The organism is Vibrio inusitatus (assembly GCA_024346935.1).
Classification (GTDB): Bacteria; Pseudomonadota; Gammaproteobacteria; order Enterobacterales; family Vibrionaceae; genus Vibrio; species Vibrio inusitatus.
In genome coordinates this window covers 1,069,674-1,093,659 of record AP024878.1, presented here as the reverse complement: position 1 = coordinate 1,093,659, position 23,986 = coordinate 1,069,674, and the positions used below count along the sequence as shown (strand labels likewise).

24 protein-coding genes are annotated in these 23,986 nt (G+C 44.3%); 10 read left to right on the top strand and 14 right to left on the bottom strand.

The window, feature by feature from the left end; all coding sequences use genetic code 11:
• Positions 1–50: 50 nt before the first annotated feature.
• Positions 51–1,025 carry an HTH-type transcriptional regulator CysB gene (gene cysB, locus OCU48_RS05035; RefSeq protein WP_141344253.1) on the bottom strand — a complete coding sequence of 325 codons (975 nt, stop codon included), beginning with the start codon at positions 1,023–1,025 and terminating at the stop codon, positions 51–53.
• A gap of 158 nt (positions 1,026–1,183) precedes the next feature.
• On the opposite strand from cysB, the gene miaE reads away from it, so the two are divergent.
• Positions 1,184–1,942 carry a tRNA isopentenyl-2-thiomethyl-A-37 hydroxylase MiaE gene (gene miaE / locus OCU48_RS05030; protein ID WP_141344252.1) on the top strand — a complete coding sequence of 253 codons (759 nt, stop codon included), beginning with the start codon at positions 1,184–1,186 and terminating at the stop codon, positions 1,940–1,942.
• An 84-nt stretch (positions 1,943–2,026) separates the two neighbouring features.
• Here the strand turns inward: miaE and OCU48_RS05025 are convergent, their stop codons facing one another.
• The 7 genes from OCU48_RS05025 to cmk form a co-directional block, all read right to left on the bottom strand.
• Positions 2,027–2,206, bottom strand: coding sequence for a hypothetical protein (locus OCU48_RS05025; protein ID WP_337983901.1), 180 nt, complete (start codon positions 2,204–2,206; stop codon positions 2,027–2,029).
• A gap of 284 nt (positions 2,207–2,490) precedes the next feature.
• Positions 2,491–3,183: an orotidine-5'-phosphate decarboxylase gene (gene pyrF, locus OCU48_RS05020; protein WP_141347084.1), complete on the bottom strand. Its 693-nt coding sequence runs from the start codon at positions 3,181–3,183 to the stop codon at positions 2,491–2,493.
• 191 nt (positions 3,184–3,374) lie between these two features.
• Entirely contained in the window at positions 3,375–4,544 is a 1,170-nt protein-coding gene (lapB, locus tag OCU48_RS05015) for a lipopolysaccharide assembly protein LapB (protein WP_141347083.1), read from the bottom strand.
• 9 nt (positions 4,545–4,553) lie between these two features.
• Entirely contained in the window at positions 4,554–4,862 is a 309-nt protein-coding gene (locus tag OCU48_RS05010; protein WP_141347082.1) for a LapA family protein, read from the bottom strand.
• A gap of 191 nt (positions 4,863–5,053) precedes the next feature.
• Complete coding sequence (gene ihfB / locus OCU48_RS05005; protein WP_119010837.1) at positions 5,054–5,338, bottom strand: integration host factor subunit beta; 285 nt, start codon at positions 5,336–5,338, stop codon at positions 5,054–5,056.
• Between the two features lie 78 nt (positions 5,339–5,416).
• A complete protein-coding gene (rpsA, locus tag OCU48_RS05000; protein ID WP_141347081.1) occupies positions 5,417–7,087 on the bottom strand; it encodes a 30S ribosomal protein S1 in 1,671 nt (556 codons plus the stop codon).
• Between the two features lie 122 nt (positions 7,088–7,209).
• The gene (gene cmk / locus OCU48_RS04995) at positions 7,210–7,887 is read right to left on the bottom strand and encodes a (d)CMP kinase (RefSeq protein WP_141347080.1); all 678 of its coding nucleotides are present in this window, start codon (positions 7,885–7,887) and stop codon (positions 7,210–7,212) included.
• A 200-nt stretch (positions 7,888–8,087) separates the two neighbouring features.
• Here cmk and OCU48_RS04990 point away from each other — a divergent pair, with 200 nt between their 5' ends.
• Positions 8,088–8,402: a cupin domain-containing protein gene (locus OCU48_RS04990; protein ID WP_141347079.1), complete on the top strand. Its 315-nt coding sequence runs from the start codon at positions 8,088–8,090 to the stop codon at positions 8,400–8,402.
• Positions 8,403–8,436: 34 nt separating this feature from the next.
• Here the strand turns inward: OCU48_RS04990 and sohB are convergent, their stop codons facing one another.
• Positions 8,437–9,495: a protease SohB gene (gene sohB / locus OCU48_RS04985; protein ID WP_141347078.1), complete on the bottom strand. Its 1,059-nt coding sequence runs from the start codon at positions 9,493–9,495 to the stop codon at positions 8,437–8,439.
• Positions 9,496–9,583: 88 nt separating this feature from the next.
• Between sohB and OCU48_RS04980 the strand changes: the two genes are divergently transcribed.
• Positions 9,584–10,324: a YciK family oxidoreductase gene (locus OCU48_RS04980; protein WP_141347077.1), complete on the top strand. Its 741-nt coding sequence runs from the start codon at positions 9,584–9,586 to the stop codon at positions 10,322–10,324.
• A 98-nt stretch (positions 10,325–10,422) separates the two neighbouring features.
• Positions 10,423–11,109: an SDR family oxidoreductase gene (locus OCU48_RS04975; RefSeq protein WP_141347076.1), complete on the top strand. Its 687-nt coding sequence runs from the start codon at positions 10,423–10,425 to the stop codon at positions 11,107–11,109.
• 14 nt (positions 11,110–11,123) lie between these two features.
• Here the strand turns inward: OCU48_RS04975 and OCU48_RS04970 are convergent, their stop codons facing one another.
• From OCU48_RS04970 to OCU48_RS04960, 3 genes are all read right to left on the bottom strand, one after another.
• Entirely contained in the window at positions 11,124–13,082 is a 1,959-nt protein-coding gene (locus OCU48_RS04970) for a DNA topoisomerase III (protein ID WP_141347075.1), read from the bottom strand.
• A 106-nt stretch (positions 13,083–13,188) separates the two neighbouring features.
• Positions 13,189–13,737 (bottom strand): NAD(P)H nitroreductase, encoded by a 549-nt coding sequence (locus OCU48_RS04965; protein ID WP_141347074.1) that lies wholly within the window; start codon positions 13,735–13,737, stop codon positions 13,189–13,191.
• 60 nt (positions 13,738–13,797) lie between these two features.
• Positions 13,798–15,801 (bottom strand): NADPH-dependent 2,4-dienoyl-CoA reductase, encoded by a 2,004-nt coding sequence (locus OCU48_RS04960; RefSeq protein ID WP_141347073.1) that lies wholly within the window; start codon positions 15,799–15,801, stop codon positions 13,798–13,800.
• Positions 15,802–16,106: 305 nt separating this feature from the next.
• On the opposite strand from OCU48_RS04960, the gene sppA reads away from it, so the two are divergent.
• The 3 genes from sppA (at position 16,107) to OCU48_RS04945 (ending at position 19,965) form a co-directional block, all read left to right on the top strand.
• Positions 16,107–17,966, top strand: a complete 1,860-nt coding sequence (gene sppA, locus OCU48_RS04955; RefSeq protein ID WP_141347072.1) for a signal peptide peptidase SppA — start codon at positions 16,107–16,109, stop codon at positions 17,964–17,966.
• Between the two features lie 173 nt (positions 17,967–18,139).
• Positions 18,140–19,165, top strand: coding sequence for an asparaginase (ansA, locus tag OCU48_RS04950; protein ID WP_141347071.1), 1,026 nt, complete (start codon positions 18,140–18,142; stop codon positions 19,163–19,165).
• Between the two features lie 116 nt (positions 19,166–19,281).
• Complete coding sequence (locus tag OCU48_RS04945) at positions 19,282–19,965, top strand: haloacid dehalogenase type II (RefSeq protein WP_141347070.1); 684 nt, start codon at positions 19,282–19,284, stop codon at positions 19,963–19,965.
• Positions 19,966–19,972: 7 nt separating this feature from the next.
• Here OCU48_RS04945 and OCU48_RS04940 read toward each other — a convergent pair whose 3' ends face one another.
• Complete coding sequence (locus OCU48_RS04940; protein ID WP_141347069.1) at positions 19,973–20,263, bottom strand: YeaC family protein; 291 nt, start codon at positions 20,261–20,263, stop codon at positions 19,973–19,975.
• A 48-nt stretch (positions 20,264–20,311) separates the two neighbouring features.
• Positions 20,312–20,704, bottom strand: a complete 393-nt coding sequence (gene msrB / locus OCU48_RS04935; RefSeq protein WP_141347068.1) for a peptide-methionine (R)-S-oxide reductase MsrB — start codon at positions 20,702–20,704, stop codon at positions 20,312–20,314.
• A gap of 345 nt (positions 20,705–21,049) precedes the next feature.
• On the opposite strand from msrB, the gene gap reads away from it, so the two are divergent.
• From gap to rlmA, 3 genes are all read left to right on the top strand, one after another.
• Positions 21,050–22,045, top strand: a complete 996-nt coding sequence (gene gap, locus OCU48_RS04930; RefSeq protein ID WP_141347067.1) for a type I glyceraldehyde-3-phosphate dehydrogenase — start codon at positions 21,050–21,052, stop codon at positions 22,043–22,045.
• Between the two features lie 130 nt (positions 22,046–22,175).
• On the top strand, positions 22,176–23,060 hold the full coding sequence (locus OCU48_RS04925) for a D-hexose-6-phosphate mutarotase (RefSeq protein WP_141347066.1): 885 nt from the start codon (positions 22,176–22,178) through the stop codon (positions 23,058–23,060).
• A gap of 102 nt (positions 23,061–23,162) precedes the next feature.
• Positions 23,163–23,975 carry a 23S rRNA (guanine(745)-N(1))-methyltransferase gene (rlmA, locus tag OCU48_RS04920; protein WP_141347065.1) on the top strand — a complete coding sequence of 271 codons (813 nt, stop codon included), beginning with the start codon at positions 23,163–23,165 and terminating at the stop codon, positions 23,973–23,975.
• Positions 23,976–23,986 lie beyond the last annotated feature (11 nt).

Genomic DNA, 23,986 nt, shown 5'->3' with positions numbered 1-23,986 from the left:
CTTCCCCCTAAGGTGTTCATTTTAGAGGGAAGCGAATCAATTAGGAATGATTAACGAACCGGAAGGTCAATATCCTTGAACATTTCCGTGATTTCGTGATTATTTTTCAACGAAATAGCTTGCTCTATCACTGGGCGAGTTAAGTGTGGTGCGAAACGCTCAACAAAATCGAACATATAACTACGTAAGAAGGTGCCTCGTCTAAAGCCGATACTAGTCGTGCTTGCCCCAAAGATATGGCTAGCATCAATAGCCACTAGATCTTTGTCTAGCTCTTGATCGATGGCCATACTCGCGATAACACCAACGCCAATCCCCATTCGCACATACGTCTTTATGACATCAGCATCGGTAGCGGTAAATACGATTCGTGGCGTTAACCCTGCCTTGTCAAAAGCGGCATCTAACTCCGAACGCCCGGTAAAGCCAAATACGTAAGTCACTAGTTGATATGAAGCAAGATCTTCAATCGTCACGTTAGCCTTATTAGCCAACGGATGGTCACGAGTCACCACTATGGAACGGTTCCAGTGGTAGCATGGTAGCATGATGGCATCATGGTAAAGATGCAGAGCTTCAGTGGCGATAGCAAAGTTGGCAGTACCTTTAGCAATGGCTTGAGACATCTGTGAAGGTGTCCCTTGATGCATGTGCAGAGAAACCTTAGGGTATCTCGCAGTAAAGCCCTTAATTACATCTGGCAGTGCGTAACGAGCCTGAGTATGGGTCGTAGTAATATTCAAGGTACCCATTTCTGGATGAGTATGTTCAGAGGCTACTGACTTTATCGATTCCACCCGAGATAAGATCTCCCGTGAAATTTTAACAATTTCTTCGCCCGCAGGTGTCACCTGAGTCAGATGTTTCCCACTTCGTTCAAACACCTGAATTCCCAGTTCATCTTCAAGCAGTCTCACCTGCTTACTAATACCGGGCTGAGAAGTATAAAGACTCTCTGCGGTCGCAGACACATTGAGATTGTGATTAACCACTTCCACTATGTATCTTAATTGCTGTAGCTTCATGCTATGCCTCGTATTCCATTACATATAATGAATAGTTATAACGCTTTTGGATTAGTATGAAAAGTAGTTTCATTGATATTCATGATATAAGGTCACTATAGACACAGCTAAACAAATTTCTTAGGCTACGGCATCGCTGTAATGACTATGGATCTCTCATGTATCAACATCTTCTCGAACCCATCCATCAATTTCTCAACTGTACAACCCCAATGCAATGGATAAACGAAGCAAAAAAACCTGAGCGATTGCCTGTGGTGCTTATCGATCATCTGTTGTGTGAGTTAAAAGCCGGTCAGTCTGCTATGTTTTTGATCCGTAAATACGCCGCGAACAATGAAAGCAAACAGCAGTTGTTGGAATGGTTTAAACCCTATGAAGAATTCGCCTACAAGGGTATTGGTAATCTCAATACCTTGAAAGGAAAAAGCAATATATCTAAGGGAATTATTGCTCAATCAGATTCACCCTATAGCCAAGACCTTATCGATAAAATGGTCCTGCTGATAAAGGAAGAACTGCATCACTTCTATCAAGTGCTCGAGATCATGGACAATCGAAGTATTGAGTATAATCACGTGCCCGCTAGTCGATATGCGAAAGGCCTGCTTAAGCATGTGAAAACCTATGAGCCACAGACGTTAGTTGATAAGTTGATTATCGGCGCTTTTATTGAGGCAAGGTCGTGCGAACGTTTTGCCGCTCTGGCGCCACACATGGACGAAGACATACAAAATTTCTATGTGTCTTTATTGCGCTCTGAAGCTAGGCATTATCAAGATTACTTAACGCTAGCTCAGCAAATTTCCAGTGAAGATATTAGTGAGCGTGTGGAATATTTTGCAAAGGTTGAGGCAGAGTTAATAACTATGCCGGACAGCGAGTTTAAGTTTCATAGTGGCGTGCCAAGTTGGTAAGGATCGCGATGTAACGTCATACTGGAAACCGCATCGCGGTTATCCAGTATCTTAGAAAGTCGCAATGCTGAGACTGGGCAATTTCTAAGGTCCTGAATCGAGTTCAGGATGACGGTTGTCATTGGCGTTGTTGTGCGCTATTGAAGTAAACAACAGCGTCATACTGGAAACCGCATGGCGGTTATCCAGTATCTTGGAGAGTGGCAATGCTGAAACTGGGCACTTTCTAAGGTCCTGAATCAAGTTCAGGATGACGATTGTCATTGGCGTTGTTGTGCACTATTGAAGTAAACAACAGCGTCATACTGGAAACCGCATGGCGGTTATCCAGTATCTTGGAGAGTGGCAATGCTGAAACTGGGCACTTTCTAAGGTCCTAAATCGAGTTCAGGATGACGGTTGTCATTGGCGTTGTTGTGCGCTATTGAAGTAAACAACAGCGTCATACTGGAAACCGCAGCGCGGTTATCCAGTATCTTGGAGAGTGGCAATGCTGAAACTGGGCAATTTCTAAGGCCCTGAATCGAGTTCAGGATGACGATTATCAGTTATCCAAGTGTGCCGTTGATCTCAGCCAGTACTTTCGCTGGATCTGCAGCTTGGGTAATTGGTCGACCGATAACAAGATAATCAGAACCGGCTTGAATCGCATCAACAGGAGTCATTATACGCTTTTGGTCACCAACGGCAGCGCCTGCAGGGCGAATGCCAGGAGTAACAAGCTTGAACTCTTTACCAAGTTCAGATTTCAAGAAGCTTGCTTCTTGCGCAGAGCATACCACGCCGTCGAGACCGCTGTTTTTGGTTAGGTGCGCAAGACGTAGGACCTGTTCTTTTGGCTCAACATCTAAGCCAATGCCCGCCAAATCCGACTGTTCCATACTGGTTAGAACAGTAACACCAATCAGCAATGGGCGATCTTTACCATAAGGTTCAAGAATCTCACGTGATGCAGTCATCATACGCTCACCGCCGCCGGCGTGAACGTTCACCATCCAAACTCCCATTTCAGCTGCAGCGCGAACTGCTTTAGAGCATGTGTTTGGAATATCGTGAAATTTTAAATCCAAAAATACAGAAAAGCCTTTTTGATGGAGTTGTTTAACAAACTCTGGGCCAAATAAAGTGAACATCTCTTTGCCTACTTTTAAGCGGCATGAAGCTGGGTCAATTCGGTCTACAAAGTTTAAAGCGTCATTTTTGTTGTCATAGTCTAAGGCAACGATCACTTTTTGATCCATCGAAGGGTCTCCTAGTTTGGGCATGGGGGATAAAGCGCGCCTATTCTAACCTTGTCAGTCAAAGATTGTTAGAGTGAAACGCGATTTTATATCAATCGCAGTAAGATAAGTGTTCAGAAATAGCGCAGGAAAAACGCCGTTATCGAATGTTTTAGCCAGCTACGCTGAGCGGTTATTTACTACGATTGGTATTATTCGCCGTCTAGGCCTCGGATAGGTTTGATGCTACCCCAACTGCGACATGAAGGGCAGTGCCAATGAAGAGCATGAGTTGAATAGCCACATTTACGGCACCGGTGGTGAGGTTTCACTTTCAATTGCTCGCCCACCATAGCTTGAAGGGTAGTTAAGCTGTCTTTTGCACGACCTTCTTCGGCTTCTGCGATATGGTAATCGATAAGGCGATAGAACCCTTTCATTGTCGGGTTCTTTATGAGTTGTCTGGTTAATAGTGACTGAGCCGCTCCCGTTCCCTCATGCTGAGCGACGACTTGCGCCAGCATTAATTCAACAGAAACACCCGCTTTCTTGTCGATACATTTACGAAGAAACTCTAACAACTCAGGCTCTTGGCCAAGATGATAATAGCAATCAGCTAGGTTAGGCAGCACTTCACTAACAAAGTCCACATCCTGAGCTAAGACTGCTTCTAAATACTTGATGGTCTTAGTGTACTCTTCCGTTTCCATGTAGATACGGCCTAGTGATATGTTAGCGCGGACACATTTAGGGTCTTCTACTAGGGCTTTCTTATAGTACTGGATAGATTTAGCTCTTTTACCAAAGGCTTTTTCATTCAACGCCAATTCGCACCAGTAATGAGAAATGCTAGTACGCATTTTTCTTCGACCCATCTTCACCAACATACTGGCATAGTGAATCGCTTTGCTCCATTCCTTGGTTTGTTGGTAAATCGCAACTAACTGATGTAGTGCTTGCTCTTTATGATCAGGTTCATCTACCAGTTGCTCATAGATTTTTTCTGCGCGGTCAAGAAAACCCGAGACCATGTAATCTTTCGCCAACTGTTGCAAAGCAATATTTTTCTGTTCGATGGTCAGTTCGGTACGCGAAATGAGATTTTGGTGAATGCGAATTGCTCTGTCGACTTCTCCACGTGAACGAAATAAGTTACCCAAAGCAAGGTGAGTATCTATAGTTTCGTCGTCGACCTGCAGTAATTCGATAAAGTGGTCTACCGCTTTATCTGATTGCTCCGATAAAAGTAGATTTAAACCATGAACGTACTGTCGGGAAATCTGGTTAGACTGTCTCTGGTTATCTTGACGTGCACTACGCTGCCCCATGTACCACCCATAGGCTGCTGCAATTGGTAAGAGTAGAAACAGTAACTCAAGCATCCAATAAATTTACTTCTCTGGTTTGATTGAAGCGGGAACGGACGGGGTAATAGGTGCAGAAGTAGCAATTTGAGGCGTTAGCTTCTTCAGCTTTCTATTTAACTTGCGTACTTGCAGCTGAGATTTGAAGTGCATACTGCCAAAAATCAGTCCTGAGATAACAAAACCAGTCACAAAGACAATACCAATCAGCGTAGAGAGATGAAAATCACCTTCAGCCAGTAAGTAGTTAAACGTCACCACTTCTTGGTTTTGTGCGCCTAGAGCCAGCGCAAAAAGAAACAGAACCAACACTAACGCTATCTTTAGAATTTTCACTAAGACTACCCTTTTAAAATCAGTGCAATAACAGTGATTATGCAGTAATTCGACACTCTACACCATGCTAATTCGAAAATTATCATCGACTTGAGTAACCAGTAATCAAATTGGGATATTACATCAACTTGAATAGCTAACGAAAAAAACGGCACTCCATCATGAAGTGCCGTTTTCATTACTCTTTATCACTATAGACTGTCGTTTACGCGCTCACGTAACTCCTTGCCTGGCTTAAAGTGTGGAACGAACTTTCCTTCCAACTCTACCTGATCGCCAGTTTTAGGGTTACGACCCATACGAGGCTCACGATAGTGAAGAGAAAAACTACCGAAACCGCGAATTTCAATTCGCTCACCCGTTTCTAGGGTGTCGGCCATATGCTCAATAATTTCTTTTACTGCGTCTTCAATCTCTTTAGCAGATAAGTGTGTCTGTTCTGCACACAGTCTCTCAATTAATTCAGACTTTGTCATAGTTTCCCTCATTCACAAATCAAAAAAAGGGAGCCGTATGGCCCCCTCTTAGCGATCAACTTTTAGTTAAAAAAGTGATTATTCGCCTTTAGCAGCCTTGAATGCATCTGCCATAGCATTACCGAACCCGCCGTCTTCTTGCTTGTTCAGTGAAGCCATTGCTTCTTGCTCTTCAGCTTGATCTTTAGCTTTGATAGATAGGTTGATTACGCGGTTCTTACGGTCTACACCGGTGAACTTAGCTTCAACGCTATCGCCAACGCTTAGGATTAGAGACGCATCTTCGATACGGTCACGAGATACTTCAGAAGCACGGATGTAACCTTCAACGCCGTCTACAAGTTCAATTGTAGCACCTTTTGCGTCTACTGCAGTTACAGTACCGTTAACTAGAGCACCTTTTTTGTTGTCAGCAACATAGTTGTTGAACGGGTCGTTTTCCATTTGCTTAACGCCAAGAGAAATACGCTCACGTTCTGCATCTACTGCAAGAACAACAGCTGAGATTTCGTCACCTTTCTTGAAGTCGCGTACTGCGTCTTCACCAGCAACATTCCAAGAAATGTCAGATAGGTGTACTAGACCGTCAATGCCGCCTTCTAGACCGATGAAGATACCGAAGTCAGTGATAGACTTGATCTTACCAGTCACTTGATCGCCTTTCGCTTGAATTTCAGCGAATGACTGCCAAGGGTTAGCTTTACATTGTTTTAGACCTAGAGAAATACGACGACGCTCTTCGTCAATCTCAAGAACCATAACCTCAACTTCGTCGCCTACGTTAACAACTTTAGAAGGGTGGATGTTCTTGTTAGTCCAATCCATTTCAGAAACGTGTACTAGACCTTCAACGCCTTCTTCGATTTCTACGAAGCAGCCGTAATCAGTTAGGTTAGTAACGCGACCAGTTAGCTTGTGACCTTCTGGGTAACGCTTAGCGATTGCTACCCATGGATCTTCGCCTAGTTGCTTAAGACCTAGAGAAACGCGAGTGCGCTCACGGTCGAACTTAAGAACTTTAACTAGGATTTCGTCACCAACGTTAACGATCTCAGATGGGTGCTTAACGCGCTTCCAAGCCATATCAGTGATGTGAAGTAGGCCGTCTACGCCGCCAAGGTCAACGAATGCACCGTAGTCAGTAAGGTTCTTAACGATACCTTTAACTTCAGTACCTTCTTGTAGAGTCTCAAGAAGTTCGTCACGCTCAACACTGTTTTCAGATTCGATAACAGCACGACGAGAAACAACAACGTTGTTGCGCTTCTGGTCAAGCTTGATAACTTTGAACTCTAGCTCTTTGTTTTCTAGGTGAGCAGTGTCACGGATAGGACGTACGTCTACTAGAGAACCAGGTAGGAAAGCACGGATACCGTTTAGTTCAACAGTGAAACCGCCTTTAACTTTACCGTTGATGATACCAACAACAGTTTCAGCTTCTTCGTAAGCTTTCTCAAGTACGATCCAAGCTTCGTGACGCTTAGCTTTCTCACGAGAAAGTTGAGTCTCACCGAAACCATCTTCAACAGCGTCAAGAGCTACGTCTACTTCAGAACCTACTTCAACTTCAAGTTCGCCAGCAGCGTTCTTGAATTGTTCTGCAGGAATAGCAGACTCAGACTTAAGACCAGCGTCAACAAGAACGAAACCGTTCTCGATAGCTACTACAGTACCTTTAACGATGCTGCCTTGTTGGAATTCAGTTTCGTTTAGAAACTCTTCAAAGAGTTGAGCAAAAGATTCAGTCATTAATTTGATCTTCAATATTTAAACGTCCACGGGCATCCTGCCTCGAGGGGTTGATAAATTCGCCAGTCATCATCCTTGCGACCAACGTTCCATAGTGCCCTGATTACCTTATATAGGTAGAATCAAGACAATTTAGATTCAATAAATTGTAAGGCTTTTTCTACTACTTCTTCAATAGAAAGTTCAGTAGAATCAAGCACTAAAGCGTCTTCCGCAGGACGTAAAGGTGCAACCGCTCTGTTGCGATCGCGATGGTCACGTTCTTGGATCTCGCTCAAAAGGTGGTCAATACTAACCTCTAAGCCCTTGCCTTGCAACTGATTAAAGCGTCTTTGTGCCCGTTCCTCAGCGCTTGCATCTAGGAAAATTTTTGCGACTGCACTTGGGAAAACCACTGTTCCCATATCGCGACCGTCAGCAACCAAACCAGGCTCAGCTTGAAACGCTCTTTGACGTCGCAATAAAGCTTCTCTAACACGAGGTAAAGCAGCAACTTTAGAGGCTGCCATTCCCGTTTCTTCTTTTCTTAATTCACTAGAAACATCTTCACCTTCCAGTACAACCTGAACTAGGTCGCCCTGAGCGATAAATTGTACATCTAAGTGTGTTGCTAGAGGCACCAAAGCATCTTCTGATTCAGTATCAACACCATGATGGATTGCCGCTAACGCAAGGACACGATAAATCGCGCCAGAGTCGAGTAATTGGAAGCCTAACTTTTCAGCCAACATCATACATAAAGTGCCCTTACCCGCCCCACTTGGGCCGTCTACGGTAATGACAGGAGAAAGAGAAGACATATTTACTCCAGATGTTTTTCTTGTTGTTGTGGGTCTTTGCCCTAAGTGCGTATCAATGAACGCGCGGCATATTATAGAGGTAATTACCCCACTGCGCGAGTAATAACACAGAAGATTGTACAAGGATTGCTGAAAGGCTAGCTAACATACGGAACGACTCAATAGCACTATAATAAAATAGTCATAGAAAGGGAGTTTTTATGCCTAATTTGTTCTCAGATATTCCCAACGATTTACCCAAAGAACTATTTAATGATTTACTCAATAACGAGCGAATTCGTATTGAACGTATTATATCTCTAGGGCATACCTCTCCAGATAAAGGTTGGTATGATCAAGAAGAGCATGAATGGGTGATCGTGTTACAAGGAGAAGGTGAGATTGAGTTTGAAAATGAGGATACAATAAGGCTAGGCGTCGGAGAGTATCTCAATATACCCGCTCACCAAAAGCATAGGGTGGCGTGGACCACCCCCGCAGAGCCAACCCTATGGCTAGCTGTTTTCTATCGCTAGTACTAGAGCTGTGTATTGCTTCAGTTTTATATTGCTATACGATTGGGCGTTGACCACGTTGAACCCATTTTAATAGTACTGAATCCGTCGCTTCTGCAGCCGCTTTGCCAAACTTGTCTGCCAACTTCTTCTTTTGCACGTAATGAACCGCTAGCACGGTTTTATCTTTGCATGCCTCTACTACTAAATCATCTGACGTTTGCACCTTATCTATCAGACCAAGATCAAGCGCTTGGCTGCCATACCAATGCTCACCCGTTGCAACCTTCTCTAGTTCAAGCTCCGGGCGACGTTCACGGATGAAATCTTTAAACAACACGTGGGTTTCTTCCAGTTCTTGCTTAAATTTCTCACGCGCTTTATCAGTATTCTCACCAAACATTGTCAATGTGCGCTTGTACTCACCTGCAGTCATTTGCTCAAATTCAATATCGTTCTTTTTCAGAAGCTTACTAAAGTTAGGAATTTGCGCTATCACACCGATTGAGCCCACAATAGCAAACGGGGCACTGACTATTGTATCTGCCACACAAGCCATCATGTAGCCACCACTAGCCGCAACCTTATCCACGGAAATCGTCAATGGGATGTTGGCCGCCTTGATGCGATCCAATTGTGAAGCTGCCAAGCCATAACCATGCACCATACCGCCACCAGATTCTAGGCGAACTAGCACCTCATCACCTTCACGAGCACACGCGAGTATCGCTGTAATTTCTTCACGAAGATTGGTCACCTCTTTTGCATCAATACTGCCAATAAAATCCAGTACAAATAAATGCGGTTTACGCTTGGTGTCTAACTCCCCACCTTTGACGGCTTCTTTAATCTCTTTTCCACGCGCTTTTTCTTCTTCTTTGCGCTTCTTTCTAGCCACTTTATCACGAGCTTTGATAAACGCTTCATCGTGCAGATGATGCTCCATCAGTTCAATATTTTGCTCATGTTGCTCAGACAGGTTGGTCACCTCAAGTGATCCCTTTGTGCCTGATTTAGTAGATGCTGATTTTGCAATCACTAAAATCACTATAATAGCGGCGACAAACGTAACAATTTTGGCCAAAAACAAGCCGTAATCTAACAAAAATTCCAATGTCTTATCCCTGAAGATGAATATTGTTGTATTGTAACGTCCTATTCAGATTCGTTAAATCAAAACCGCATACAAAAGGACTCAGATTGTGGATTACGCAGTAGCAACTGACGCTTTAAAAGACAAAATCATTCTAGTGACGGGTGCCGGAGACGGCATTGGTAAACAAGCGGCCCTCTCTTACGCCCAGCATGGTGCTACCGTTATTCTGCTTGGTCGTACCGTTAACAAGTTAGAGAACACGTACGATGAAATTGTCAACGCAGGCTACCCAGAGCCAGCGATTATCCCGTTAGACATGCAAGGCGCCACCAAACAGCATTACATTGATATGGCAGAAACCATTGAGGGGCAATATGGTCGCTTAGATGGCTTATTGCACAATGCAGGTGTGCTAGGCATGATAAGTCCGTTTGACCAAATTGAAGAAGACACTTTCGACGAAGTAATGCAAATCAACGTCAAGTCGCAGTTTTTAATGACTCAAGCCCTATTGCCATTAGTCAGAAAAGCTCAGTTTGGTCGCATTGTCTTTACCTCATCAACCGTGGGGCACATTGGTCGAGCACTATGGGGCAGTTATGCCATTTCCAAATTTGCAACTGAGGGCATGATGCAAGTCCTCGCGGATGAATTGAGTAATACTAATGTACGCATCAATGCTATTAACCCAGGTGCAACTCGCACTTCTATGCGCGCAGGGGCTTATCCTGCAGAAGATTCCGCTACGCTTAAGACACCACTGGATATCATGCCACTTTATCTCTATTTAATGAGTGAACAATCCCAAGAAATCAGTGGGTTATGTGTGGATGCGCAGCCAAAATAATAAAAATAATTCACCAGAACCATTTTGGCACTCTACCAATGCTGATTCCCTGTAGGAGGCATGCTAAAGATAGGCGCCATATGTAATAGGGAGTCGCTATGCGTACCATTTTGATTACCGGCGCCAATCGAGGGATTGGCCTTGGTCTTACCACTGCATATTTGAGAATGGGGGCGAACGTTGTTGCCACCTATAGAAGTGAAGCCTCGAGTAAAGAGCTTCTTAGTCTTTGTAAAAAACACGATAATTTGCGCGTAAGACAGCTAGATGTCACTGATTACTCTGCAGTCAGGGCATTTAAAAATGAATTTGAACAGTTGGACTTACTGATCAATAACGCTGGCTACTACGGCCCTAAGGCCTCTACCTTTGGCAACACGGATATTGAAGAGTGGCGAAAAGTATTGGAAATCAACACAATCGCCCCTTTGAAGTTAGTAGAAGCGCTCTACCCGGCACTTGAAAAGAGCACAGAAAAACGCATCGCAATTCTTTCTTCTCGGGTTGGCAGTATGCATGAAAACACCTCAGGTGGCGGTTACATTTATCGTTCGTCTAAAGCTGCGATTAACTCCGTGGTAAAAAGCCTGCATAACGATTTAAGCACGCAAGGCTATACCGTATTAGCACTCCATCCAGGATGGGTAAAAACTCGAATGGGCGGACCAAATGCTCTCATTGAGGTAAACCAATCCGTGACAGGGTTAGTTAAAGTAATAGAAGGGTCTGACGATGAGCATTCCGGTGGTTTCTATAACTACGATGGTCAGACTATTTCTTGGTAATCACACCAGTTCCGTTATTTCGCGCCGCCTTTAGAGTAAGATCGCTTCTTACTTGGGCGACGCTTTTTAAAGGCTGGTTTTTTCACTTCAGGCAAAGAGCGTAAAGATTCAGGAATAGGTCCTGCTTTAGCAGTATCCATCAATTGGGTTAACTGCTGTTGCAGCTGGCTAATAAAAGGCAGGTAGGCCTGCTTTTTTTCTGCCATATCTTGCAGTTGCTTCTCCCAATGTGCCGTCAAATCTGGGTAAGTAGATAGATCGGGTAATGCTTCCACAAGGCCTCGTCCAGCGGGTGTACTCAATACTGACTTTCCATTTCTCATCAAAAGAGAACGTTTAAACAGAGTATCTAAAATACCCGCACGAGTTGCTTCGGTACCAATACCATCAGTCTCTCTTAAGATTTTCTTTAACGAATTGTCTTGAACAAAGCGTCCAATACCTGTCATTGCTTGTAGTAATGTTGCTTCAGTAAAGTGTTTAGGAGGCTCAGTTTGCTTTTGATTAATCTCTCCCTCTCTGCAAACAAGCGCTTGTCCCTGTTGTAACGCAGGAACTAACGGTGCCTGGTCTTCTTTTTTATCACTACTATTTGTACCTTGACGGGCAGGAAAGAGTGCCTTCCAACCGGGTAAAATTAGCTGACGACCAGAGGCAACAAACTTTCCACCCTGAATATCAAACTCAAGCTTGGATTCAGCGTACTCCGCCGATGGGTAAAACTGCATCAAATATTGAGTGGCGATCAGCTGATACACCTTAGCCTCCTGCACGGGTAGATTGCTTACTTTCTTTGGGGTAGGGATAATGGCATGGTGAGCATCAACTTTCGCATCATTCCATGCTTTAGAGCGCAGCGACAAGTTAGCATTCTCCACCGCGATTTTGTGATCTGATGAATTCGCCAAAATTGCAGTGCAAACCGAGGACGCTTCTTTAAAGTGTTCTTTAGGCAAATAGCGACAGTCCGAACGCGGATAAGTAATCACCTTATATTTTTCATATAACGACTGACAGAGATCCAACACCTGTTGCGCACTCATACCAAAGCGCTTTGAGGCATCTATCTGTAGTGCACTCAATGAATAAGGCAGAGGTGGAGCTTGTTTGGTTTTTTTTTGTTCTGACTTAACCACTGTAGCTGACTGACCCTTGATCCGGTTGGCCACATTCTCCACCAAGGCACGGTGCAATACCCTACCATCTTCATCTTGCCATTTTGCGCATGCCTCACTCGGTACCCATTTAGCTCGAATATCATAGACTTGGCTATGTTCTTGGTAAGGTATCAAGGCATGTAAGGTAAAATAATCGCGTGAGACAAAGCGCTCAATTTCCATGTCACGACGTACAACAAGACCTAGTACGGGTGTTTGTACTCGACCAACGGACAACACACCATTGTATCCCGCTTTTTTACCCAGCAAGGTATAAGCGCGGGACATGTTCATCCCATACAACCAATCAGCACGTGAGCGGGCCAAGGCAGAAACCGACAAAGGTACAAATTCTCGGTTGCTACGCATACTAGAGAGTGAGCGCTTAACCGCAGAAAGGTTTAAATCGCTGATCAATAAGCGTTGAGCTGCTTCCTTTTTGGTTTTACTGACTTTGCAGTAATCAAAGACTTCATCCACCAGCAACTGCCCTTCTCTATCTGGGTCTCCTGCGTTGATGATGTGTTTCGAAGATTTAAGAAGCTTTTTGACCACCGCTAACTGCTTGGCTGCACTTTTACGAGGGCGCAATTGCCAAGCGTCGGGAATGATAGGAAGATCGGCTAGATCCCACTTTTTATAGCGAGGATCATAAACGTCAGGTTCGACTTGTTCGAGGAGATGACCGATGCACCAGGTAACGACATCGCCATTTCCACATTCAATGTACCCTTGCCCATTCTTATGGGGTCTGGGAAGTGCGGCGGCAATTGCGCGACCTAGGCTAGGTTTCTCTGCTACAAAAAGTCGAGTCATAAGGATGTTATTTGAAAGTAAATTACTGGATAAATATACATACCCAGCAATCTAAGTGCAAGAATGATAAAGGAATTAGCCTAGGTAGGAGACACGCACAATAGGGCTATAAGTATTCGATGAACTTATCGAGATCTCGCTCTGGCGCTTTTGCAGGAGTGCATTCTGATGTACCCAGATATAAAAACCCTACAATCTTGTCTTGTCCTTCAAGACCAAATGCCTTAGCAACATTGGGATCAAACATCCAGGTCCCTGAACGCCAGAAACCTTGAAATCCTTGGGCTACCGCTGCCATTTGCATTGCCTGAACAGCGCAACCAGCCGACAAATATTGCTCGAACTCTGGCACTTTCGGGTGAGCCTTGGTTTTGGCAATGACCGTAATCACCATAGGCGCACGAAATGGCGCCTTTGAAAGCTTTTCTATGACAGCTTCTTCGGCCTTGGCTAAAGTTGCCGCTGAAACCAAGATATCGGCTAGTTTCTTCAGCCCTTCTCCTTCAGAGATTACAAAGCGCCATGGGGTCAGTGCACCGTGGTCTGGCACTCTTAAACCTGCTTTTAAGATATTCTCTAGTATGTCTCCACTTGGAGCAGGTGCAGATAGCCTCGCAATAGAGCGACGGTTCAATAATAGATCGAGTGCTTCCATGTATTTTTCATTCCAGAATAAGTTTCACATTACTCGAATGAGTGTAACACCCAAATGAGACTATATCTTAATTGCAATCTCAAACCCTTGACGAATAGCACGAACAGCATCAAGCTCACCGGCTTCGTAAGCTCCGCCAATAAGATGAACATGCCCCTCTTTTTCAGTCCATTTATCTTCAAAAGGTCTTACCGACTCTTGGCCGGCACACACAACAACACTATCGATGTCCAACGTTTGCGACTGCCCTTTAACAGACAAGTGCAACCCTGCATCATCCAGCTTTTCATAGTTGACGCCGCCAAGCAGATGAACCCCACGCTTTTGCAAAGTTGCTCGGTGTACCCAGCCAGTTGTTTTCCCTGGCCCTTTGCCAACAGTGCCCTCGCGACGTTGCAGTAACCACACCTCTGTTTTGGAATGAATCTCAGGGAAAGGATACAAACCGCCATCATGTTTGTACTCTTGATCAATTCCCCATTCCTGCATCCACTCTTGCAGTGAATAACGACTTGGTTCAGTGAGCATAGTTGCCACATCAATACCTACACCACCAGCGCCTATTACCGCAACTTTTTCGCCAACATAGCTCTTCTCGCGAATTAATGTTTGATAATCATATACCTTAGTGCTTTCTGCCAAGCCTTCAATCTTGACCTGTCTAGGCTTAACGCCTGTGGCCATGATCACGTCATCATATTCTTTTAGTACTTGAACGGTGGCTTCCATATTCAAAAGCAAATTCACTTCATACTTTTCCAGTTGGTTGGCAAAGTAACGTATGGTCTCTCTAAATTCTTCTTTGCCAGGGATCTGCATTGCCAGCCTAAATTGACCACCAATTCTATCGCTCTTTTCAATAAGGTCGACTTGATGTCCTCGCTTGGCGCAATACAAAGCAGCACTGAGTCCTGCAGGTCCTGCCCCTATAACCGCTACTCGCTTACTTTGTTTCGCTTTGATAATTGGGTATTCCGTCTCATAACACGCTCTTGGGTTAACCATGCAACTGGCACGCTTACCCTTGAAGGCATTATCTAAACAAGCTTGATTACAACCGATACAAGTGTTGATTAGTTGAGGCTCACCGTCTTGCGCTTTACGAATGAATTCAGGGTCCGCAAGGAATGGACGCGCCATTGACACCATGTCAGCAGCGCCTTGCTCAATAATCGCTTCAGCCTGCTCAGGAGTGTTAATTCGATTAGTCGCTATCACAGGAATTGACACATGAGGCTTGACCTTATTGGTCACCCAAGTAAATGCGCCTCTTGGTACTGATGTGACGATGGTAGGGATACGCGCTTCATGCCAACCTATGCCAGTATTAATAATAGTGACACCCGCTTTCTCTAACTCTTTCGCCAGCAAAATCACATCATCTAGCGTGCTACCCTCCTCGACCAAATCGAGCATCGAAAGACGGAAGATAATAATAAAATCGTCGCCAGCAGATCGTCTAATTGCTTTGACTATTTCTAGAGGAAAGCGCATACGATTTTTGTAACACCCTCCCCAATCATCTGCGCGTTTATTAGTGCGCTTACAAATAAATTGATTTATGAGATAGCCTTCAGAGCCCATCACTTCCACACCATCGTATCCAGCCTGTTTCGCAAGGGCGGCACTGTTGGCATAATCTTCGATGGTATTCTCTACCTGCTTTGAGCTCATCTCGCTTGGTGCGAATTTGGCAATAGGCGCCTTCGCTGGAGTGGAGCTTTGAGTTAATGGGTGATAGCCGTAGCGCCCAGCATGCAGCAGTTGCAATGCTATTTTTCCATCGTGGCGATGCACCGCTTCGGTGATCACCTTATGCGCCTCGGCGTGCTTTGGTCGGCTAAACTGTGCCGCTGTAGGATAAAGGCGACCACGCAAGTTGGGCGAAAAGCCCCCAGTGACAATGATACCTACTCCGCCTTTGGCTCGTTCTTCATAAAAAGCAGCCAGCTTTTGCAAACCTTTAGCACTGTCCTCAAGCCCTGTGTGCATTGAGCCCATTAAGACTCGATTTCTTAGTTGAGTAAAACCTAGGTCAAGTGGTCGAAGTAGATTTGGGTACATAGCATCCCCTATATTGCTTAATTCATCCTGGTCTGACCACGATAAAGGCGCTCTTACCATATGGCAAATATATTTTTACAAATTCGCAACATTCGTTAAGGTAATCACAATCTTTACGATTAACGTATACGATATCTAAGAGTGCAAAATAATCTGCGACAACAAATCTGTAGGTCTATGATTTTATTTGACTCTTTTAAAGAAATTTTCATGCCCATTGATTTGTGATTGGGCCAATTATCACTTAGCATTAAGAATCATTTCCCCTTAATCTCTGATTGTTGAAGTATCAGGCGGAGAACACAATGAAAACACTGTTTCGCTTCATCGGTAAGATAATAAAAGGCATTTGGAAGGTCATTACTTTCATTCGCTTAGCTCTCGCTAACCTCCTATTCATCGCGGCTATTGTCTTTATTTATTTCAGCTTCTCACAAATTAGCTCAAATGAAGAAGCTACTCCTGTCGAAAAAGAGCCCAAAGCTCTAGTACTGAATATTTCAGGGACAATCGTCGAGCAACGACGCTTTGTGAATCCCATGGATTCATTAACAGGTTCATTACTTGGCAACGAAGTTCCAAAAGAGAATGTCCTCTACGATATAAGAGAGACAATTCGCCACGCGGCCTCTGACGAAAACGTATCTGGCCTTGTTCTCAGCTTGAAAAAAATGCCAGAAACCAATCTGACAAAACTTCGTTATATTGCTAAAGCGATCAATGAGTTTAAAGCAAGCGGAAAACCGGTTTATGCTATTGGAGATTTCTACAATCAGAGCCAATATTATCTAGCAAGTTATGCAGATAAAATTTATCTCGCCCCCGATGGTGGCGTGCTCCTTCGTGGATACAGCTCATATTCTCTTTACTACAAAACCTTGCTAGAGAACCTTGACGTTACCACTCACGTTTTCAAGGTAGGGACGTACAAATCTGCGGTTGAGCCCTTTACTCGCAATAATATGTCTGCACCCGCCAAAGAAGCCGCCAGCGTTTGGCTTGGTCAGCTTTGGGGGGCCTATGTCGATGATGTTGCCAGCAACAGAGGAATCGAGAAATCCGTTCTCAATCCGAGTATGGATAACTTCCTCAAAGAGTTTGAGCAAGCAGACGGCAGCCTTGCTCAGCTAGCAGTGCAATTAGATATGGTCGATGAGTTAGCCACTCGCCAACAAGCAAGAGACGCGATGATCGAAGCCTTTGGTGGAGATGAGAAAAACGGCTTTAAGTCTATTGGCTACTACACCTACAAAGATGAAGTCACTCAAGCTCCAGAAGTCACCGACAATGAGATTGCAATTGTTGTCGCTAGTGGCGCTATCATGGATGGCCCTCAGAAAGGCAACTCAGTGGGCGGGGATACTACAGCAGCACTGATTCGCAAAGCTCGCCTGAATGATGATATTAAAGCATTGGTGCTTCGCGTAGACAGTCCAGGAGGTAGCGCTTTTGCTTCCGAGGTAATTCGCAACGAACTGATCGCATTTAAAGAAACGAATCGCCCAGTCGTTGTGTCTATGTCCAGCCTTGCCGCATCGGGAGGATATTGGATTTCAATGTCGGCAGATGAAATTATGGCACAACCTACTACCTTAACCGGTTCAATAGGTATCTTCAGTGTAGTGACTACCTTTGAAAAAGGCTTTAATAAGTATGGAGTCTACAGTGATGGACTGGGCACTTCGCCCTTCTCTGGAATTGGTATCACCTCAGGTCTAAATGACGGTGCGAAACGCGCTATGCAATTGGGCATCGAAAATGGCTATCGACGCTTTACTGGTCTTGTCAGTGATAATAGAGGTATAGATGCAAACGCCGTTGAGAAGATAGCGGAAGGTCGCGTTTGGACAGGCCAAGATGCGGTCGACAATGGCCTAGTGGATTCTATCGGTGACTTTGATGACGCTATTGCGCGTGCAGCAAGCTTAGCGGAGATAGACACCTACTCCCTGAACTGGCTGCAGAAGTCTTTAACGCCTGCACAGCAGTTCTTACAAGACTTCAGTAAGAGGATTTCAGTCTCTTTGGGTCTAGACGTTAATATGTGGCTACCTAGCGCACTGCAGCCTATAGCCTCACAAGTTCAGCAAGACTTAAGTGTGATGCAGCAATTTAACGATCCAAACGGTTACTACACTTTGTGTCTACCCTGCCAAGTGCAGTAAACAGCTAAAGAGTAAGCACTAACAACCAAAGCCCAGCCTCACTTCACAGTGAGCGCTGGGCTTTGTTATTTTAATACCAATCACAGCAAGTAAATGGCCAGACTCATATTGCTTGAGCCCTTAAATCCGCTATACTTCGCCCCAATCAGTTACCCGTAAAAGCACCTGTCTTTATGCCTCAGCAAAACACACGTAAACACATTTATATCGCGTATACCGGTGGCACCATCGGCATGCAGAAATCAGCGAACGGCTATGTACCTGTTGCAGGCTTCATGGAATCGCAACTTGCTGGTATGCCGGAGTTCAACCGTCCGGAAATGCCACAATACACTATCCATGAGTACGCACCTCTTATCGATTCTTCAGATATGACCCCTGCTGATTGGCAACAAATTGCCGACGACATTGAGAATAATTACGATAAATACGATGGTTTCGTGATTTTGCACGGTACCGACACCATGGCGTACACAGCCTCTGCTTTATCGTTCATGTTGGAAAACCTTGGTAAGCCGGTAATAGTGACAGGATCTCAGATCCCACTCGCAGAGTTGCGCTCAGATGGACAAGCCAATCTACTTAATGCTTTGCATATAGCTGCCAACTACCCAATAAATGAAGTCACTCTATTCTTCAATAACCAATTGATGCGTGGAAATAGAAGTACTAAATCTCATGCTGATGGTTTTTCCGCATTTACCTCACCAAATCTTCCTCCTTTGCTTGAAGCAGGTATCAACATCCAGGTGAGCTCACTTGCAGAGGTAGACAAAAAACCTGCGGGCGAATTTAAAGTACACAAAATAACACCACAACCTATTGGCGTTATCACCATGTACCCTGGAATTTCTCATGAGGTCATTCGCAACACATTACGCCAACCCGTAAATGCCATGATTCTACTTACGTTTGGTGTCGGTAATGCCCCACAAAACCCGCAGTTGTTAGCGCACTTAAAAGAAGCCTCCGAACGTGGTGTTATTGTGGTTAATCTGACCCAGTGCTTAGCAGGTAAAGTAAATATGGGTGGCTACGCAACGGGCTGCGCTCTTGCTGATTCAGGAGTTATTAGTGGTTATGACATGACTCATGAAGCGGCGCTCGCTAAGCTTCACTTCCTATTGAGCCAAGGCCTAGATTACGAAGAAATTAAGGTTCAAATGCAGCGAGTGTTGCATGGTGAAATGAGTTTATAAGACTAACAAGTCGGCTAATATGCAAAATGTCGGCTTGCTACTACTCTACCTGCCTTTAACAGTCGCTGCAGTAAGTGCTATTGTCATCTTATTCAAAAAATCGGGGTAAGTAGATAATGCGCGATACGATCTTATTTGATATCAACGAAACCGTTTTAAGCTTAGCGCCGTTAAAGCCTAAGTTTGCTGCTTATTTCGGAAGCGCAGATTATACTGATACTTGGTTCTCTATGCTGCTTCATAGTTCAACCGTAGCCATAGCGACTGGGGTCAAATCAGATTTTGCTACTCTTGCGAAAATTGCGCTACAATCGTTAGCCTCAAAGAAACAAATCCCTCTCAGCGAATTCCAGAAAACCGACTTATTGTCGGCATTTTCCAACCTTTCGGCTCATCCAGATATAAAACCTGCATTGCTATTGCTTCGAGACAATGGCTATCGCACGATCGCTCTTTCCAATTCATCCTCTCAATTAATTACCACTCAGATAAAGAATGCTGGACTGACTGAGTACTTTGACGAAATCATTTCAGTAGAGGAAACCGAAAGCTTCAAGCCGTGTGCGGACGTATATCACTATGCTGCATCTAAAGTGAATCGTTCAATTGAAGACCTAAGGTTAGTAGCAACGCACGATTGGGATACCCATGGGGCTATGACAGCAGGAATGCGCGCCGCTTACATCAACCGAAACGGCGCAATCTATCATCCGTTATACAAAAAGGCGGAGATTGTTGCTGGTAATATGCTGCAACTGGCTCAAGAAATAGTGAAAATAGATAATGAATTTGAGAAATAGCCGCTAGTTAATCCACTTTTACCTTAGCGATCGTTTCTTCATTATTAAATTGACGCTTCAATTCGCTCTTAGATTTGAAACTGATTTCTCCACCAGCTGCCACCGTCATGTGCTGCGCTTCGTTATTATTTTTACTTTGATATAACATTACAGCTTGCTGGCAATACGCTCTTTGCTCTTCATTAAGAGTTGTCCCTTCAGGCCATCGGCCTGTTTCTACTGCAAAACAAAGCCTTTGATACGCCTCAGGGGTAATAGCATCGATCATCTGTTCTAAGTCCGGTTTAGCTTGACTCATTGTCTCCCTCCAATCTTGTTCCATATTGTAATAAAGTTACCATAATGCTTAGGGCTTGTTGAACACCAACGATACAGAATTCACACAATACCGTTCACCTGTACTGACAGGGCCATCAGGAAACACATGCCCCAAGTGGCTATCGCAATTAGCACAGCGGATTTCTACACGCTTCATACCGTGGCTATTATCTTCTAAATAGCGAACCGCATCATTAGATACGGGAGCATCAAAACTTGGCCAGCCACAACCTGAGTCATATTTATTGTCTGATCTAAACAACAAAGCCTTGCAGCAAGTACATGCGTAATCTCCAGTTGCTTTATTGTGCAATAGTTTTCCACTATAAGGCGCTTCAGTACCCTGCTCTCGACACACGCGATACTCTTCTTCTGATAATTCCTGACGCCATTCTTGATCTGATTTATTACTATCGCTCATACGTAAAACGAGTCCTGCTTCCCTAATTAAAATTTATCATTACTTTTTGGCAGTGGATCACTTGCCTCGTCCGATGTTGTAGCACATACTTTCTTCCACTTATGTGAAAGAGATAGAAATTCGCGCTACAAAATTCTTTTTTTGTTGCGCAACACGCACTTGTTGAGCATTGCCTCGTCAAATAAGTGCAATAAACGACCATCTGCATAGTTAAGTACGATAAGAGAGTATTTTTTTTTGACTTTGAACAAAATAAACTTGATTATCTATTGCAGAAGGAAACTGAGTTTTGTAATTTTACTACCAGTTTACATTTAATCTGAAATAAGTTGTGGAGCAACTATAATGACTATCAAAGTAGGTATTAACGGTTTTGGCCGTATCGGCCGTTTCGTTTTCCGTGCAGCACAAGAACGTAACGACATCGAAGTAGTAGGTATCAACGACCTTATCGATGTAGAGTACATGGCTTACATGCTTAAGTACGACTCAACTCACGGTCGTTTCAACGGTACTGTTGAAGTTAAAGACGGTAACCTAATCGTTAACGGTAAAACTGTACGTGTAACTGCTGAGCGCAACCCAACTGAACTTAAGTGGGGCGAAATCGGTGTTGACGTTGTAGCTGAAGCAACTGGTATCTTCCTAACTGACGAAACTGCTCGTCAGCACATCACTGCAGGTGCTAAGAAAGTTGTTCTTACTGGCCCTTCAAAAGACGCTACTCCAATGTTCGTTAACGGCGTAAACTTCGACACTTACGCTGGTCAAGACATCGTTTCTAACGCTTCTTGTACTACTAACTGCCTAGCGCCAATCGCTAAAGTTCTTAACGACAAGTTCGGCATCGAGTCTGGTCTTATGACTACAGTTCACGCTACTACAGCTACTCAAAAAACTGTAGATGGTCCTTCTGCTAAAGACTGGCGTGGTGGTCGTGGTGCTTCTCAGAACATCATCCCATCTTCAACTGGTGCTGCTAAAGCTGTAGGCGTTGTACTTCCAGAAGTAAACGGCAAACTAACTGGTATGGCTTTCCGCGTACCAACTGCTAACGTTTCTGTAGTTGACCTTACTGTTAACCTTAAGAACGGCGCATCTTACGAAGCTATCTGTGCAGCTATGAAAGAAGCATCTGAAGGCGAAATGGCTGGCGTTCTTGGTTACACTGAAGATGCAGTTGTTTCTCAAGATTTCATCGGTGAAGTTTGCACTTCAGTATTCGATGCTAAAGCTGGTATCGCACTTAACGACAAATTCGTTAAAGTTGTATCTTGGTACGACAACGAAATCGGTTACTCAAACAAAGTTCTAGACCTAGTTGCTCACATCTCTAAGTAAGCATTAGTTAAGAAATTTGCATGAAGGCGACTCTAGAGTCGCCTTTTTTTTGTCAAAAATTTAGGGCAACAACTACAACTGCATATTCATTTGTGCATCACAATACGCCCTAATGTAGTGAGAACTCAATATGGATGTATATCAACTACCCGCAATAGCGGTCCTCTCTGACAACGTCACCATCGTTCAGCAAGACGAGCTTAAGATTATTCGCATCATTCACGAACAAGCCTCTGCTGCCATTGCGCTTCACGGTGGTCATGTCATCTCTTATAAACCAGAAGGCCAACAAGACCTTATCTGGATGAGTGAGCAAGCCATTTACGATGGTAAAGCTGCACTACGTGGCGGGATCCCTGTTTGCTGGCCTTGGTTTGGTCGAATTGCAGCACCTGCTCACGGGTTTGCTCGCAGCTCGCAATGGAAGCTCATCGAGCACAGAGAAAATGAAACCGGGGTAATTGTAAGCCTAGGATTAAGTACCTCTGAAGAAACTCTAGCGGTGTGGCCACATCATTTTGAAGCTGTACTAAACGTAGAGGTAGGAAACGAGCTAAAGGTAAGCTTGGTCATGACTAACACAGACAAAGCTGATTGGCGCTTCTCTGGCGCACTTCATACGTACCTCAATATCTCTGATATCGATAACGTTGAAACACGCGGCATGGGGCCTGAATATATTGATAGCCTCAATGAAGCTAAGTTGACTCAAGGCGGTGACGTACTGACTCTTACTGACACCATCGACAGAGTTTACACTCAGCCAAAGCCACTGATAACCTTAAGTGATCCTGGTTTTGATCGTGATATTGCCATAGAGAACCAAGGTTCTAACTCCGCAGTTATCTGGAATCCTTGGGCTGAGGGAGCGACAGCCATGGGTGACATGCAAGATGATGGTTACAAAACCATGCTTTGTATTGAAGCCAGTCAACACGCCCCAAGTATCGAATCTGGCACAACCGTTAAACCTGGTGAGAGCTACACCTTATCTACCACTATCGGTTGTAAGTAAATCCTGCGAGTGACTCTAGGCCATAGAGTCACTTTTTATAATTATTGTCTCTACCATCGATAGCGACTACTATCTGCATACCATTTTTTGAATCAAGCTATTATGATCTACGCCTGCCCTCTTTGTTCACAACCTTTAGCCCTAGAATCTCGAACGTTTAAATGCCCTAACAACCACATGTTCGATAAGGCCAAAGAAGGCTACGTAAATTTGATGCCTGCTCATCACAAGCATTCAAAGAATCCTGGTGACAGCAAAGAAATGATGCAAGCTCGCCGAGTCTTCCTAGAGTCTGGCCATTACCAAAACCTGCAGCAGCAACTAGCCAGCATCGTCAGCATGAACGTTGATGGTATCGATGCTCCAACGATATTGGATATCGGGTGCGGTGAAGGGTATTACACCAACGAAATCGCTCAAAAACTTACAGATGATGCTAAAGTCTACGGCTTGGATATCTCCAAAGTAGCGGTTCGCTACGCATCTAAACGTTACTCGAATTGTCACTTTAGTGTTGCATCGAGCTACAAACTGCCCTTTAACGATAATAGCCTAGATGTGATAGTTAAAGTCTATGCACCAAGCAAACAAGAAGAACTGCTGCGTTGCCTAAAGCCCAATGGTTTATTAATAACGGTTACCCCAGGTGCAAGGCATCTATTTCAGCTTCGCGAACGTATATACAAAGAAGTCCGTTTGCACGAAGAACAAGCGGATGAATTTGCAGGGCTAGAGTTGTACAAACAAACTAAACTCAACTATCAGATGCGATTGGAAAAAGGGTTTGCATTTGATCTATTGCAAATGACACCCTTTGCTTGGAAAGCCTCTAAAGAACTGCAGGCTGAACTCAAAGTTGAGGATGCGTTTGAGTGTGAGGCGGACTTTAATATTCAAGTTTATAGGGTGATCTAACCCTAACAAGC